This window comes from Pseudomonas sp. B21-035 (assembly GCF_024748945.1).
Lineage (GTDB): Bacteria > Pseudomonadota > Gammaproteobacteria > Pseudomonadales > Pseudomonadaceae > Aquipseudomonas.
Genome location: NZ_CP087179.1, coordinates 4,598,579 through 4,614,092 on the forward strand (window position 1 = coordinate 4,598,579; position 15,514 = coordinate 4,614,092).

The 15,514-nt window shown below is 63.2% G+C and carries 10 protein-coding genes; 7 read left to right on the forward strand and 3 right to left on the reverse strand.

Annotated features, from left to right (window positions below; all coding sequences use genetic code 11):
* Window positions 1-402: 402 nt before the first annotated feature.
* A complete protein-coding gene (locus tag LOY22_RS20955; protein WP_213603419.1) occupies window positions 403-3,537 on the forward strand; it encodes a transglycosylase domain-containing protein in 3,135 nt (1,044 codons plus the stop codon).
* Here LOY22_RS20955 and LOY22_RS20960 read toward each other — a convergent pair.
* On the reverse strand, window positions 3,534-4,028 hold the full coding sequence (locus LOY22_RS20960; RefSeq protein ID WP_045197678.1) for a C40 family peptidase: 495 nt from the start codon (window positions 4,026-4,028) through the stop codon (window positions 3,534-3,536). The genes LOY22_RS20955 and LOY22_RS20960 overlap by 4 nt on opposite strands.
* 224 nt (window positions 4,029-4,252) lie before the next feature.
* Here LOY22_RS20960 and LOY22_RS20965 point away from each other — a divergent pair, with 224 nt between their 5' ends.
* Together LOY22_RS20965 and LOY22_RS20970 are read left to right on the forward strand one after the other, a co-directional pair.
* Entirely contained in the window at window positions 4,253-4,822 is a 570-nt protein-coding gene (locus tag LOY22_RS20965) for a PadR family transcriptional regulator (protein ID WP_045197676.1), read from the forward strand.
* Window positions 4,819-5,586: a siderophore-interacting protein gene (locus LOY22_RS20970; protein ID WP_093380081.1), complete on the forward strand. Its 768-nt coding sequence runs from the start codon at window positions 4,819-4,821 to the stop codon at window positions 5,584-5,586. Before LOY22_RS20965 ends, LOY22_RS20970 begins: the two co-directional genes overlap by 4 nt.
* Window positions 5,587-5,595: 9 nt before the next feature.
* On the opposite strand, the gene LOY22_RS20975 is transcribed toward LOY22_RS20970, so the two are convergent.
* Both LOY22_RS20975 and LOY22_RS20980 read right to left on the reverse strand, forming a co-directional pair.
* On the reverse strand, window positions 5,596-6,183 hold the full coding sequence (locus LOY22_RS20975) for a Pr6Pr family membrane protein (RefSeq protein WP_249744434.1): 588 nt from the start codon (window positions 6,181-6,183) through the stop codon (window positions 5,596-5,598).
* Between the two features lie 70 nt (window positions 6,184-6,253).
* Window positions 6,254-6,475 (reverse strand): VF530 family DNA-binding protein, encoded by a 222-nt coding sequence (locus LOY22_RS20980; protein ID WP_045197670.1) that lies wholly within the window; start codon window positions 6,473-6,475, stop codon window positions 6,254-6,256.
* Window positions 6,476-6,672: 197 nt separating this feature from the next.
* On the opposite strand from LOY22_RS20980, the gene LOY22_RS20985 reads away from it, so the two are divergent.
* The 4 genes from LOY22_RS20985 (at window position 6,673) to lon (ending at window position 15,333) form a co-directional block, all read left to right on the forward strand.
* The gene (locus tag LOY22_RS20985) at window positions 6,673-8,733 is read left to right on the forward strand and encodes a TonB-dependent receptor (RefSeq protein ID WP_258594679.1); all 2,061 of its coding nucleotides are present in this window, start codon (window positions 6,673-6,675) and stop codon (window positions 8,731-8,733) included.
* A gap of 253 nt (window positions 8,734-8,986) precedes the next feature.
* On the forward strand, window positions 8,987-10,345 hold the full coding sequence (locus LOY22_RS20990; protein WP_045197666.1) for a carbohydrate porin: 1,359 nt from the start codon (window positions 8,987-8,989) through the stop codon (window positions 10,343-10,345).
* Between the two features lie 30 nt (window positions 10,346-10,375).
* Complete coding sequence (locus tag LOY22_RS20995) at window positions 10,376-12,784, forward strand: glucose/quinate/shikimate family membrane-bound PQQ-dependent dehydrogenase (protein WP_045197663.1); 2,409 nt, start codon at window positions 10,376-10,378, stop codon at window positions 12,782-12,784.
* A 128-nt stretch (window positions 12,785-12,912) separates the two neighbouring features.
* The gene (gene lon / locus LOY22_RS21000) at window positions 12,913-15,333 is read left to right on the forward strand and encodes an endopeptidase La (protein WP_045197662.1); all 2,421 of its coding nucleotides are present in this window, start codon (window positions 12,913-12,915) and stop codon (window positions 15,331-15,333) included.
* Window positions 15,334-15,514: the final 181 nt, after the last annotated feature.

Here is a 15,514-nt window from a genome sequence, read left to right on the forward strand (position 1 = left end):
ATTCGTGCAGGCCTGGCACCGCCGATAGGCTGGATGCGCTGCCTCGCCGGGCACCACCTTGTGAGCGGACCCGTCTGCCGGGTGTGCAAAACCGGCAGAGCGAAAGGGGCGAGCAGTATAGAAAGGCCCCTGCAGGGCATTTCACTGTATAAAGCGCGATATTTGGCGAGAACTCTCGGCAAATATCGCTTCTACGGAGGGGCATTCCCCGTGCTAGAGCCTCTGCAGGAAACAGGGCGGCTAACATAGCACCAAAACGGGGCAATTCAAGCTCCACCAAAGGCGCATTTCTGACACGTTTTTAGGAAATGCCCGGCAACTGACTACAAATTTTTCACCAAACCCGGCCACCGTCTAAGCTTCAGGCAAGCAAGACGAAAATACGTAGCCGGGCTGAAGACTATGGGCGCATTGTGGCAATCGGAACCGAACAGTACGGAAGCTCCCTCTGAACACCTCGAACCTTCGCCATTGCCGAAAAGCCCACGCCAGCGCCGTCTTTGGTGGCGCCTTTTGTGGCTGGTGCTGCTGCTCGCCCTGATCGCCCTGGGCTATGCCGCCTCCGAAGAAATGCGCACTTCGCGCCTGCAGGCGCGAGAATTCAGCCAGTTCGCCGCGACCCTCAGTTATTCCATGCAACCCGGCCCCAGCGATGCCATTCGCTACCCTGGCGACGGCCCGTTCGACAAGCGCCTGGGCTACAGCTCGCTGGGGGAGTTCCTGCCGCGCCTGCTCAAGCGGGACTACGTCATCAATGAACAGACGCGTTTTTCGCCCGCATTGATGGACTACGTCGATCATGGCTTTTTCGTGCCTTATGCCGAGAAGATTCAGGCAGGCCTGTCGATTACCGACTGCAAGGGCGACGCCCTGTACCAGTTTCATTACCCCCAGCACCTGTACCCCGACTTCGCCTCGATCCCGCCGGTCATCGTCCACAGCCTGCTGTTCATCGAGAACCGCGACCTGCTCGACCCCGACGACCCACTGAACAACCCCGCCGTGGACTGGCCGCGCTTCGCCAAAGCGGCCTACACCCAGGTGGCCAAGTACCTGGCCCTGCCCGGCCAGTCGGCAGGCGGCAGTACCCTGGCGACCCAACTGGAAAAATACCGGCATTCACCCGACGGCCTGACCGCCTCGGGCAGCGAGAAGATTCGCCAGATGATTTCCGCCAGCGTGCGCGCTTATCAGGATGGCCCGCAGACCCTGGAAGCCCGCCAGCGCATCGTCCGTGATTACCTCAATAGCGTGCCGCTGTCGGCGGTTCCCGGGCATGGTGAAGTACATGGCATGGCCGAAGGCTTGCGGGTCTGGTACGGCGCCGACTTCGCCCAGGTCAACCAGGCCCTGTCGTCCACCGACACCGACCCGGCCAGCCTCGCCGCCCGTGGCCTGGCCCTGCGCCAGGTGCTGTCGCTGATGATCGCTCAACGCCGGCCCTCGCACTTTTTGTCCAAGGGCCGGGCGGAACTTGCGTTGCTGACCGACAGCCACATCCGCATCCTCGCGGCCAGCAACATCATCGACAAGCCGCTGGCGGACGCCGCCCTGGCCAGCAAGGCCATCTACCGCGACTGGGTGGCCCAGCCGACCATTCAGCCAATCGTCACCAACAAAGGCATCAGCGTTGCCCGCAGCCGGCTGTCTTCGGCCCTCGGCCGGCCACTGTACGACCTCGACCGTCTCGACCTGTCGGCCACCAGCACCCTGCAGTCGGATTTGCAGGGCCAGGTCAGCCAGTACCTCAAGGACCTCGCCGACCCGGCCTTTGCGGAAAAAATGGGCCTGTTCGGCGAACGCCTGCTGACCCCGACCAGTACCACCCAGGTGCGCTATAGCTTCACCCTGCTCGAACGCACCGCCGACGGCTCAAGGGTGCGGGTGCAGACCGACAGCACCGACCAGCCGTTCGACATCAACGAAGGCAGCAAGCTCGAGCTGGGCTCGACCGCCAAGCTGCGGGTGCTGACCAGCTACCTGGAAATCATCGGCGAACTGCACGACAAGTACGCCAACACCCCGGCTGCGGAGCTGAAAAAAGTCCCGGTGGCGGAACTGGACTTCATTACCCGCTGGGCCATCGACTACCTGATCCAGAACAAGGACCGCGACCTCAGCGCCATGCTCAACGCCGCCCTTGAGCGCAAGTATTCCGCCAGCCCCGGCGAAGCCTTCTTCACTGGCGGCGGCCTGCATGTGTTCAACAACTTTCGCAAGGAAGACAACGGCCGTATCCCTACCCTCAAAGACGCCTTGCGCGAGTCGATCAACCTGCCGTTCATTCGCCTGATGCGCGACCTGGTGCGCTACAGCACCTACCAGCAGCCGGGCAACAGCGCCAGCCTGCTCAAGGACGATGCCGAGCCACGCCGCCAGGAGTACCTGGCACGCTTTGCCGACAAGGAAGGCACCGATTACATGCGCAGGTTCTGGAAGAAGTACCAGCGCAAGACGTCGCAGCAGCGCCTGGACACCTTCCTCGACAGCCTGCGGGTCACCCCGATCCGCCTGGCCGCAGTGCACCGCTACCTGTTTCCCGAGGCTGACCAGGCGACTTTCAACGCGTTCGTCCAGGCGCACCTGAAAAAGGACCGGGTCGAGAACAAGACCCCGGCGACCAAGCAGAACACCGTCACCGAGAAACGCCTGCAAGAGCTGTACGAAGCCTACCGCCCGGGCGCCTACGACCTGCCCGACCAGGGCTTTATCGCCAAGGTCCATCCACTGGACCTGTGGCTGCTTGGCTACCTGCTCCAGCACCCCAGCGCCACCTTCCAGGAGGCGGCTGAGGCCGGTCACTTCGAGCGTCAGGAAGTCTATGGCTGGCTGTTCAAGAGCCGGCACAAGGGCGCACGCGACAGCCGTATCCGCACCCTGGTGGAAATCGAAGCCTTCCTCGATATTCATCAGCGCTGGAAACGTGTCGGCTACCCGTTCGACCACCTGGTGCCGTCGCTGGCCACCGCCATCGGCAGCTCCGGCGACCGTCCGGCAGCCCTGGCCGAGCTGATCGGGATCATCCAGAACGATGGCGTACGCCTGCCGGTGCTGCGCATCGACACCCTGCACTTCGCCGCCGACACCCCGTATGAAACCCGCCTGACCAGCGACCCCGACCTCGGCCAGCGGGTGCTCTCGGTGGAAGTTGCCCGGGCCCTGCGCGGCGCCCTCTCGCAAGTGGTCGACGCCGGTACTGCGCGGCGGGTGTCGGGCAGCTTCAAACTGGCCGACGGCACCCCGCTGGTGATGGGCGGCAAGACCGGTACCGGCGACAATCGCATCGAAAGCTTCGGTGCCGGCGGGCGGCTGATCGGCTCACGCTCGCTGAACCGCACCGCGACTTTCGTGTTCTACCTCGGCGAAAACCACTTCGGCACCCTCACCGCCTTCGTACCTGGCCGTGCGGCGGAATCCTTCCGCTTTACCTCGGCCTTGCCGGTGCAGGTGCTCAAGGGCATGGCGCCAATCCTGATGCCCTACCTGGAACCAGGCAGCCACACCCTGTGCAAGCCGCCACGGATGGTCCAGCGTTAGTGGAAGCGCTTGGCGGTCGTGTAGCTTTTGGCCCAGTAACTGTTGCTCAGCGAGTCGATACGAATGTTCTTGCCGGTCCGTGGGGCGTGGATGAAACGCCCTTCGCCGATGTACAGGCCGACGTGGCCGATCCGGCCCTGGCCATTACGGTTGAAGAACACCGCGTCGCCACGTTTTAGCTGGCTCTGCTTGATGGTCCGGGCACCGGACTTGAGCATCGCCGCGGTGGTACGCGGAATCCTGATATCGGCCTCGTGGCGAAACAGGTAGACCAGCAGGCCGCTGCAATCAAACCCGCCCTTGACCGACATGCCGCCCCAGCGGTACGGCACGCCGATCAACTCGTGTGCACGCTCGACCAGACGATCGAGGTTGGCTTCCAGCTCGTGCCGCACCGTGTGCTCGCGAGCGATTTGGGTAACGGAGAAATTGGCCTGGGCAAAAAACGACAGCCCCCAGAGCAGGCTGATGAAAAAAATTGAACGCGCCACGGTGAAATACTCACAGGTGAAGAAAACGTGGCGAATCTTAGGGGTGATTTCCGTGGGTGTAGATCAAGCCAATCTGAGGCGCTTGTAGGAAAAACCTTAAGCATTCCTACACAAATTCAGCCCGTCCTACGCTGATCATGAGAAATATTCTTATTCTCGCGCTTGCTTTAAGATATATCTTGAGTAATATCTGAAGATACATCTAACGCAAACGGAGATCCCCCATGCGTGACCATCATCCCCACCGCGAGCATGGCGACCGGCATGACGGCTTCGAACGCCGTCACGGCCGTGAACGCGGCGATCGCGGCCCCCGCGTGTTTGCCCCAGGCGACCTGAAACTGCTGTTGTTGTCGATGCTGGCCGAGCAGCCCTGCCACGGCTACGACCTGATCCGCCAGATCGAAAGCCTCTTCGATGGCAGCTACAGCCCCAGCCCCGGGGTGATCTACCCGACCTTGAATTTTCTTGAAGAAGCCGAGCTGATCAGCGGCCAGACCCAGGGCAGCAAGCGCCTCTACGGCATTACCGCAGCCGGGGAGAAGTCCCTGGCCGACCAGGCCATCGCCCTGGACGGGGTGCGCATGCGCATTGAAGTCAGCAAGCGTTCGCTGCGCGGCCACGACCGCCCGGCCGAGATCCACGAAGCGGTCCACAACCTGCGCCATGCCCTGCAGATGCACAGCGGGCGCTGGAACCCGGCAGAAATCGAGCGGGTCCGCACCCTGCTCAACGACACCGCCAAAGCCATCGTCGCAGGGCCCATTGCGACCTCAACGGAGCAAGCCGAATGACTGTTAGCGAAAACGCCACCATTCACCGCGTCAACCACGAGATCAAGCACCGCCGCCTGAACGTGCTGCGGGTCACCGAGCTGACCCCGCGCATGCGCCGCATCACCCTCGGCGGGCCAGAACTGCAGGGCTTTACCAGCGTTGGCAGCGACGATCACGTCAAACTGATGTTCGCCTGCTCGGCAGAAGAACAGGCCGTGCTCGACAACCTCGACTTCAGCCGCGACGGCCTGCGCCCGACCATGCGCGAGTACACGCCGCGGCGCATCGACCTGGCCGGCGGCGAGATGGACATCGACTTTGTCCTGCACGGCGACGGCCCTGCTTCGACCTGGGCGGCCCAGGCGCAAGTCGGCCAGGTGCTCAACATGGCCGGGCCACGGGCCTCGCTGGTGGTCCCGGATATCTTCGACAGCTACCTGCTGGTCGGTGACGAAACCGCGATCCCGGCCATCGCCCGGCGCCTGGAAGAACTGCCGGCCGGCCGCAAGGTGCTGGCAGTGATCGAGATCGAGAATGCCCAGGAGCAACAAGCACTGGCCAGCGCCGCGCAGGTCGAAGTGATCTGGGTTCTGCGCCAGCAGCAGGATCTGCTTGACGTAGTGAAGGATCTGTCCTTGCCAAGCGGTCAGTTGTATACCTGGGTAGCCTTGGAAAAATCGCTGATGCGTAAGGCCAAGCGCCTGCTGATCGATGACAAGGGCGTCAAGGAAGACCTGATCAAAGCCGCCTCGTACTGGCAGCTCGACCCGCACGACGAATGAACGGCTGCCTCAGGGTTGCGTCCTGGCCTTGGCCAGGCGCCCGCCCTGCCAATGATCGAGGCCGAGCAACAGCAGACTGATGGCGACAAACCCGGCGAGAATCGCCAGCGCATTAAGAAGCACCTGGCCATAGCCCAGTTCGGCCACATCGATGAACGGATAGGGATAGACACCTATCACATGCCCGCGCAGCAGTGCGTAGGCAAAATACCCCAGCGGATACAGCAGCCAGGCCAGCAGATGCCTGAATCGCAGGCTGCCCTTCTCCACACAGCACCACCAATAGACCACGAACAGCAGCGGCATGACATCGTGCAGCAGCTCGTCCGCCAGCCATTGCCAACCTTGCGGGTGCCACAGGTGCCGCAGCAACAGGCTGTAGGCCAGGCCCACGAGGATAATGCTCGCGGCAATCCCGGAACTGACCCAGGGCGCGAGGAAGAACCGTCGCAGCGCCGACTCGCGGCCGAATGCCGCGTGGCTCAGCACCACCGCGACCAGGGTGTTGCTGAGTACGGTGAAAAAACTGAACAAGGTCACCAGGCCGCCCAGCAGGCTCGCCTGCTCCTGCCAGCGCGCCAGCAACAGCAGGTACATCTGGATCGCCAGCGCGCTCCAGCCCAGGCACGCAGTCAGGGCAATCAACAGCCTGCGCCGGCTCACCGGCTCAGCGGCCGCGCTGCATTTTCAGGTACAGGCGCTCGACTTTCTCGCGGGCCCAGGGGGTCTTGCGCAAGAAGGTCAGGCTCGACTTGATGCTCGGGTCGCTCTTGAAGCAGCGGATATCAATGCGCTCAGCCAGGCCGTCCCATTGGTACTTCGCGACCAGCGCGGTAAGGATCTGCTCCAGGGTCACGCCATGCAGCGGGTTTTGATTAGCGGCGGTCATGCCTGTGCTCCAGCCAACGAAAGGTGCGCACCTTAGCCGAGGCACGGCTACAAGTCTTCAGACTTTTCGCATCCCAGGTGCTGCTAACAGACATTCTAGTGTGGGCAAAGGCTCTAGCCAGCGCTTGAGCGTTTTATCTTTAATGGTAATGTTATATTGTATCAACACTATAACACTGCCAAGGACCCCTTTCCTCCATGCGTCACTTACCCCTGCGCCTCTCTCCCCTTGCCGCTGCGCTCTGGCTCGCGTCCCCCGTGAGCCAGGCTGTCGAACTGCAACCCCAGGTGATCACCGCCAACCCGCTGGGCAACAGCGAGCTGGCTGCGCCCACCACTGTGCTCGATGGCGACGACCTGGCCCTGCAACAAAAAGGCAGTCTCGGCCAGACCCTCAACAACCAGCCCGGCGTCGCCTCGACCTGGTTCGGCCCCGGTGCCAGCCGCCCGGTGATCCGCGGCCTGGACGGCGACCGGATCCGCATCCTGCGCAACGGTGTTGGCGCCCTGGATGCCTCGTCGCTGTCCTATGACCACGCCGTGCCGCTGGACCCGGCCACCGTCGAGCGTATCGAAATCGTCCGCGGCCCGGCTGCCCTGCTCTACGGCGGCAACGCCATCGGCGGGGTGGTCAACAGCTTCGACAACCGCATTCCGACTTCGCCCATCGACGGCATTCACGGCGCCGGCGAGTTGCGCTATGGCGGCGCCGACACCACCCGCAGCAGCGCCGGCAAACTGGAGGCTGGTGATGGCCGCTTCGCCCTGCACCTGGACGCCAACAGCCGCCAGTTCAATGACCTGCGCATCCCAGGCTACGCCCGCAGCTCGAAAGTGCGCGACGCCGACGAACCGGGCAGCAAGCACCGCCTGGAAAACAGCGACGGTCGCCAGGACGGCGGTGCCGTTGGCGGTTCCTACCATTGGGATCACGGCTATGCCGGCCTTTCCTACAGCCGCTATGACTCCAACTACGGCTCGGTGGCCGAACCGGGCGTGCGCCTGGACATGCAGCAGGATCATTACGGCTTCGCCTCGGAGTTGCGCGACCTCGACGGCCCGTTCAGCTCGGTGAAGGTCGACCTTGGCTATACCGACTACCAGCACCGCGAGCTGGAAAGCGGCGAGGTGCACACCACCTTCAAGAACAAAGGCTACGAGGCGCGGGTCGAGGCGCGGCATCAGCCACTGGGGCCGGTCGAAGGGGTGATTGGCGCCCAGGTCAGCCGCAACGAGTTCTCCGCCCTCGGCGAAGAAGCCTTCGTGCCGCACACCGACACCAACAGCCTGGCGCTGTTCATGCTCGAGCAGTGGCAAGCCACCGAACGCCTGAACCTGAGCCTCGGCGGGCGCCTGGAGCACACCCGGGTCGAACCCGACAGCAAGGGCAGCGAACGTTTTGCCGAGGCTGAGCGTTCAAGCAGTTTCACCGCCGCCAGCCTGTCCTCCGGCGCGGTCTACGAGCTGACCCCGGTGTGGTCCCTGGCCGCGACCCTGGGCTACACCGAGCGTGCTCCGACCTTCTACGAGCTGTACGCCAACGGCGCCCACGTCGCCACCGGCACCTACGAGGTCGGTGACCCGAACCTGAGCAAGGAAAAAGCCATCTCCAGCGACCTGGCCCTGCGCTTCGACAACGGCACGCACAAGGGCAGCGTCGGTGTGTTCTACAGCCACTTTCGCAATTACATCGGCCTGCTAGCCAGCGGCAACCTGCGCGAAGGCCACGACCACGACCATGATCACGGCGATGAAGACCACGATCACGACCATGATCATGACCACGGCGGCGATGTACCGGAATACCTCTACCACGGGGTTCGCGCGCGCTTCTACGGCATCGAGGCCCAGGACCGCTGGCAACTGGCGCAGAACCGTTATGGCAGCTTTGCCCTGGAGCTGTCCGGCGACTACACCCGGGCCAAGAACCTCGACACTGGCGAAGACCTGCCACGCATCGCCCCGCTGCGCCTGAACAGCGGCCTGTTGTGGGAACTGGATCGCTGGCAGGCGCGGGTGGACGTGCAGCACGCCAGCGCCCAGCACAAGAAACCGGCCAACGAGACCAGCACCGACGGCTACACCACCCTCGGCGCCAGCGTCGGCTACCGCTTCGATATCGGCCAGAGCCAGTGGCTGGCCTTCGTCCGGGGCGAGAACCTGACCGACCAGACCGTGCGCTACTCAAGTTCGATCCTGCGTGACATCGCCCCGGCACCAGGGCGCAGTGTCGAAGTCGGCTTGCGTACCACCTTCTAAAGCAATAGCCCCCTGTGGGCGCCGGCCTTGCTGGCTCCCACAGCGGATCAGAGTCGCCTGCCTCAACCGCACTGTTACCAATCCGGCAACGGTGCCTCTTGCTGAATTGACTTTTTTTCTTACAAGTTCAGCTATATCCTCCCCGCCGCAAGCTGAACCGCTTCAGTCTATTTCCCTGCAGCTTTATCGCCGATGATCCTCGGAACTCGGTGGCCTTGCCGTTTTTTCAATAATCAAAAGATAGCGCTATCTCATGCCTCAGAACGATCGTTTCCGCTTTTCCCCCGCCACCCGGACACTGCTTTCGGGTCTGGCCATCGCCAGCCTCGCGCCTTGCGCCCAGGCCGCGGCGATGTTCGCCAGCGACTCGCCATGGATGCTTGGCGATTGGGGCGGCACCCGCACGGAGCTGGCTGAACGCGGCTACGACTTCACCCTCGGTTATACCGGCGAGATGGGCGCCAACCTGCACGGCGGCCATGACAACGACAAGACTGCGCGCTACAGCGACCAGTTCGCCCTCGGCACCCACCTGGACCTGCAGAAGATCCTTGGCTGGCATGATGCCGAGTTCCAGCTGACGGTCACCGAGCGTCACGGCAACAACATCAGTAATGACCGCATCAACGACCCGCGCGTTGGCGGCTTTACCTCGGCCCAGGAAGTCTGGGGACGTGGCCAGACCTGGCGGCTGACGCAGATGTGGATCAAGCAGAAATACTTCGACGGCGCGCTGGATGTGAAATTCGGCCGCTTCGGCCAGGGCGAGGACTTCAACAGCTTCCCGTGCGACTTCCAGAACCTGGCGTTCTGCGGCTCGCAGGTGGGCAACTGGGTCGGTGACATCTGGTACAACTGGCCGGTCAGCCAGTGGGCCCTGCGGGTCAAGTACAACCTGACTCCCGAGCTGTACGCGCAGATCGGCGCCTACGAACAGAACCCTTCCAACCTTGATCGCGGCAACGGCTTCAAGCTCAGCGGCAGCGGCACCCAGGGCGCGGTGATTCCGGTCGAACTGGTGTGGAGCCCGGCGGTCAATGGCCTGAAAGGGGAATATCGCGCCGGTTACTACTACAGTAATGCCAAGGCAAGCGATGTCTACAAGGACAGCAACGATCAACCGGCAGCACTGAGCGGCCAGGCTTACCGCAGCAGTTCGAGCAAGCACGGCTTCTGGCTCGGTGCCCAGCAACAGGTGACGTCGCTGGCATCTGACCATTCGCGTGGTTTGAGCGTATTCGCCAACGCCACGCTGCACGACAAGAAGACCAATGCCATCGACAACTATGTTCAGGCAGGTGTGGTGTACAAGGGGCCCTTCGATGCCCGCGCCAAGGACGACATCGGTTTCGCCCTGGCACGCGTGCACGTCAACCCTGCCTACCGCAAGAACGCCCAGGCCATCAACCAGGCCCGCGACGTCAGCGACTTCAACGACTCCCTGTTCCGTCCGATCCAGGACACCGAATACAGCGCCGAGCTGTACTACGGCATCCACCTGGCCGACTGGCTGACCGTGCGCCCGAACCTGCAATACATCCGCCACCCCGGTGGCGTGAGCCAGGTCGATGACGCGCTGATCGGCGGGATCAAGATCCAGAGCAGTTTCTAACCACCCTTTTCACCTAACGGAGAACACACGATGAGCACTGATGGTGCCTTGAGTAGAACCCGCTGGCTGCCGCGACTGATCGGTGTGCTGTTGTTGCTGATGGGCCTGGCCCTGCTGGCTGGCGGTATCAAACTGAGCCAGCTGGGCGGTTCGCTGTATTACCTGATCGCCGGCATCGGCTTTGCCCTGTCCGGCATCCTCTTGCTGGCCCTGCGCCGCAACGCCCTGGGCCTGTATGGCCTGGTGCTGCTCGGTAGCACGCTGTGGGCCTTGTGGGAAGTCGGCCTGGACTGGTGGCAGCTGGTGCCGCGCCTGGCCCTGTGGTTCGCCCTGGGTGTGGTGTTGCTGCTGCCGTGGGCACGCCGCCCGCTGCTGGGCAACCCGTCCAAGGTCAACAGCGGCCTGCTGAGCCTGGCCGTAGTGCTGTCGGGCGCTACTGCAGTGGCCAGCCAGTTCACCCACCCGGGAGAAATCAAGGGCGAGCTGGGCCGTGAAAGCGCCGAGATGAGCAGCACTGCGCCACAGATGCCGGATGGCGAGTGGCAGGCCTACGGCCGTACCGAATTCGGCGACCGCTACTCGCCGCTGCGCCAGATCACCCCGCAGAACGTGCACAAGCTGCAGGAAGCCTGGCGCATCCGCACTGGCGACCTGCCGACCGACAACGACCCGGTCGAGCTGACCAACCAGAACACCCCGCTGAAGGTCAACGGCAAGCTGTACGCCTGCACCGCCCACAGCAAGGTGCTGGCCCTGGACCCGGACACCGGTGCCGAAATCTGGCGTTTCGACCCGCAGATCAAGAGCCCGGTGGGCTTCAAGGGCTTCGCCCACATGACCTGCCGTGGTGTGTCGTATTACGACGAAAACAACTACGTCAACGTTGACGGCAGCCCGGCGCCGAAAATCAGCGATGCCGGCCAGGCCGTTGCCGTCGCCTGCCCGCGTCGCCTCTACCTGCCGACCGCCGACGCCCGTCTGATCGCCCTCAACGCCGACACCGGCAAGGTCTGTGAGGGTTTCGGCAACCAGGGCGTGATCGACCTGACCACCGGCATCGGCCCGTTCACCGCCGGCGGTTACTACTCCACCTCGCCTGCGGCGATCACCCGCGAACTGGTGATCATCGGCGGCCATGTCACCGACAACGAGTCGACCAACGAGCCGTCCGGGGTGATCCGCGCCTACGACGTGCACGATGGCCGCCTGGTATGGAACTGGGACAGCAACAACCCGGACGACACCGCACCATTGGCGCCGGGCAAGACCTACAGCCGCAACTCGGCGAACATGTGGTCGCTGGCCAGTGTCGACGAGAAACTGGGCATGGTCTTCCTCCCGCTGGGCAACCAGACCCCCGACCAGTGGGGCGCTGATCGCACCCCGGGCGCCGAGAAGTACAGCGCCGGTATCGTTGCGCTGGACCTTGCCAACGGCAAAGTCCGCTGGAACTACCAGTTCACCCACCACGACCTGTGGGACATGGACGTCGGCAGCCAGCCAACCCTGCTCGACCTGAAGACCGCAGACGGCGTCAAACCTGCGCTGATCGCCCCGACCAAGCAAGGCAGCCTGTACGTGCTCGACCGTCGCGACGGTACGCCGATCGTGCCGATCCGCGAAATCCCGGTACCGCAAGGTGCGGTCGAAGGCGATCATACCGCGCCGACCCAGGCCCGCTCGGACCTCAATCTGCTCGGCCCGGACCTGACCGAACAGGCCATGTGGGGCGCCAGCCCGTTCGACCAGATGCTTTGCCGCATCCAGTTCCGCGAACTGCGTTACGAAGGCCAGTACACCCCACCGTCGGTGCAGGGCAGCCTGGTCTACCCGGGTAACGTCGGCGTGTTCAACTGGGGCAGCGTCTCGGTCGACCCGGTCCGCCAGTTGCTGTTCACCAGCCCCAACTACATGGCCTTCGTTTCGAAAATGGTGCCGCGCGCCGAAGTCGCCGCCGGCAGCAAGCGCGAGAGCGAAACCAGCGGTGTGCAGCCGAACACCGGCGCACCCTATGCGGTGATCATGCACCCGTTCATGTCGCCACTGGGCGTACCGTGCCAGGCGCCAGCCTGGGGTTACGTGGCCGGTATCGACCTGACCACCAACCAGGTGGTGTGGAAGCATAAGAACGGCACCAGCCGCGACAGCTCGCCGATCCCGATCGGCCTGCCGATTGGCGTGCCAAGCATGGGCGGCTCGATCGTCACCGCCGGCGGCCTGGGCTTCCTCAGCGGCACCCTGGACCAGTACCTGCGTGCCTATGACAGCAACACCGGCAAAGAGCTGTGGAAATCGCGCCTGCCGGCCGGTGGCCAGGCCACGCCGATGACCTACACCGGCAAGGACGGCAAGCAGTACGTGCTGGTGACCGCCGGTGGTCACGGCTCGCTGGGTACCAAGATGGGCGATTACGTAATCGCTTACAAACTGGCTGAGTAGGCCTGAGCTGCCAGCTACAAGCTTCAAGCTGCAAGCACCGCGCTCCTCACGTGCGGCTTGTAGCTTGAAGCTTGAATCTTTGCTCCACCCGCCCCATCTAAGCACCATAGTCATTGAGCAGGTGCGCCATGAGCGATCAGCAGGATCTACCGGAACGTCCCGAGGAAAACGCCGAAGTCGAGCATCTCGAAGCCGCCGAAAACAGCGGCCATAACCTTGCTTTGCCGGGCCAACAGCTGCCGGACAAGGTCTATATCATCCCGATCCACAACCGCCCGTTCTTCCCCGCGCAAGTATTGCCGGTGATCGTCAACGAAGAACCCTGGGCCGAAACCCTGGACCTGGTCGCCAAGACCCCGCACCACTCCCTGGCTCTGTTCTTCATGGACACGCCGCCGGAAGACCACCGTCATTTCGACACCTCGGCCCTGCCGCTGTACGGCACCCTGGTCAAGGTTCACCACGCCAGCCGCGAGAACGGCAAGTTGCAGTTCGTCGCCCAGGGCCTGACCCGGGTGCGCATCCGTACCTGGCTCAAGCACCATCGCCCGCCTTACCTGGTCGAGGTCGAGTACCCGCATCAACCCAGCGAGCCGACCGACGAGGTCAAGGCCTACGGCATGGCCCTGATCAACGCGATCAAGGAGCTGCTGCCGCTCAACCCGCTTTACAGCGAAGAGCTGAAGAACTACCTCAACCGCTTCAGTCCCAACGATCCGTCGCCGCTGACCGACTTTGCCGCGGCGCTGACCTCGGCCACCGGCAATCAGCTGCAGGAAGTGCTCGACTGCGTACCGATGCTCAAGCGCATGGAAAAAGTCCTGCCGATGCTGCGTAAAGAGGTCGAAGTCGCGCACCTGCAGAACGAGATCTCCGCCGAGGTCAACCGGCAGATCGGCGAGCACCAGCGCGAGTTTTTCCTCAAGGAGCAGCTCAAGGTCATTCAGCAGGAGCTGGGCCTGACCAAAGACGACCGCAGTGCCGACCTCGAACAATTCGAGCAGCGCCTGCAAGGCAAGACCCTGCCCGCAGCCGCACAAAAGCGCATCGACGAAGAGCTGGGCAAGCTGTCGATCCTCGAGACCGGCTCGCCCGAGTACGCCGTCACCCGCAACTACCTGGACTGGGCCACCGCCCTGCCCTGGGGTGTCTACGGCAAGGACAAGCTCGACCTCAAGCACGCGCGCAAGGTGCTCGACCAGCATCACGCCGGCCTCGATGACATCAAGGAACGCATCCTCGAGTTCCTCGCCGTGGGTGCCTACAAAGGCGAGATCAGCGGCTCCATCGTGCTGTTGGTAGGCCCGCCGGGGGTTGGCAAGACCAGCATCGGCAAGTCGATTGCCGAATCCCTGGGCCGACCGTTCTACCGTTTCAGCGTCGGCGGTATGCGCGACGAGGCCGAGATCAAGGGCCATCGCCGCACCTACATCGGCGCCCAGCCGGGCAAACTGGTGCAGGCGCTGAAAGACGTCGAGGTGATGAACCCGGTGATCATGCTCGACGAAATCGACAAGATGGGCCAGAGCTACCAGGGCGACCCGGCCTCGGCGCTGCTGGAAACCCTCGACCCGGAGCAGAACGTCGACTTCCTCGACCATTACCTGGACCTGCGCCTGGACCTGTCCAAGGTGCTGTTCGTGTGCACCGCCAACACCCTCGACTCGATCCCCGGGCCGTTGCTCGACCGCATGGAAGTGATCCGCCTGTCCGGCTATATCACTGAAGAAAAACTGGCCATCGCCAAGCGCCACCTGTGGCCCAAGCAGTTGCAAAAGGCCGGGGTGGCCAAGACCAGCCTGAGCATCAGCGACAGCGCCTTGCGCACGGTGATCGAGGGTTATGCCCGCGAAGCCGGGGTACGCCAGCTGGAAAAACAGCTGGGCAAGCTGGTGCGCAAGGCCGTGGTGCAACTGCTCGAAGATCCCGAGAAAAAGATCAAGATCGGCCCCAAGGACCTCGAAACGTCACTGGGCATGCCGGTGTTTCGCAGCGAACAGGTGCTGACCGGCAAAGGCGTGATCACCGGCCTTGCCTGGACCAGCATGGGCGGCGCCACCCTGCCGATCGAGGCGACGCGCATCCACACCCTCAATCGTGGTTTCAAGCTCACCGGCCAGTTGGGTGAGGTGATGAAAGAGTCCGCTGAAATTGCCTACAGCTACGTCAGCGCCAACCTCAAGCAATATGGCGGTGATCCGAGCTTCTTCAACGAGGCCTTCATTCATCTGCACGTACCCGAAGGCGCCACGCCCAAGGACGGCCCCAGCGCCGGGGTGACCATGGCCAGTGCGCTGCTGTCGCTGGCGCGCGACCAGGCGCCGAAGAAAGGCGTGGCCATGACCGGCGAGCTGACCCTGACCGGCAAGGTCCTGCCGATTGGCGGGGTGCGCGAGAAGGTGATTGCGGCGCGGCGGCAGAAAATTTTCGAGCTGATCCTGCCGGAAGCCAACCGCGGTGATTTCGAAGAATTGCCGGATTACCTCAAGGAGGGTTTGAGCGTGCACTTTGCCAAGCGCTTCAGTGATGTGGCGAAGGTGCTGTTCTAACCCCGGACCATAGATGTGGGAGCGGGCTTGCCCCGCGATCGGGCGCGCAGCGGGCGCAATTCAGGCTTCACCTGGAGTGCTGGCTGTACCGGCCTCATCGCGGGTCAAGCCCGCTCCCACAGACGATGCAGGCCCTTGCCCTGCGATCATCTTCGGTTATGCTGCGCTATCGTCGCCTATC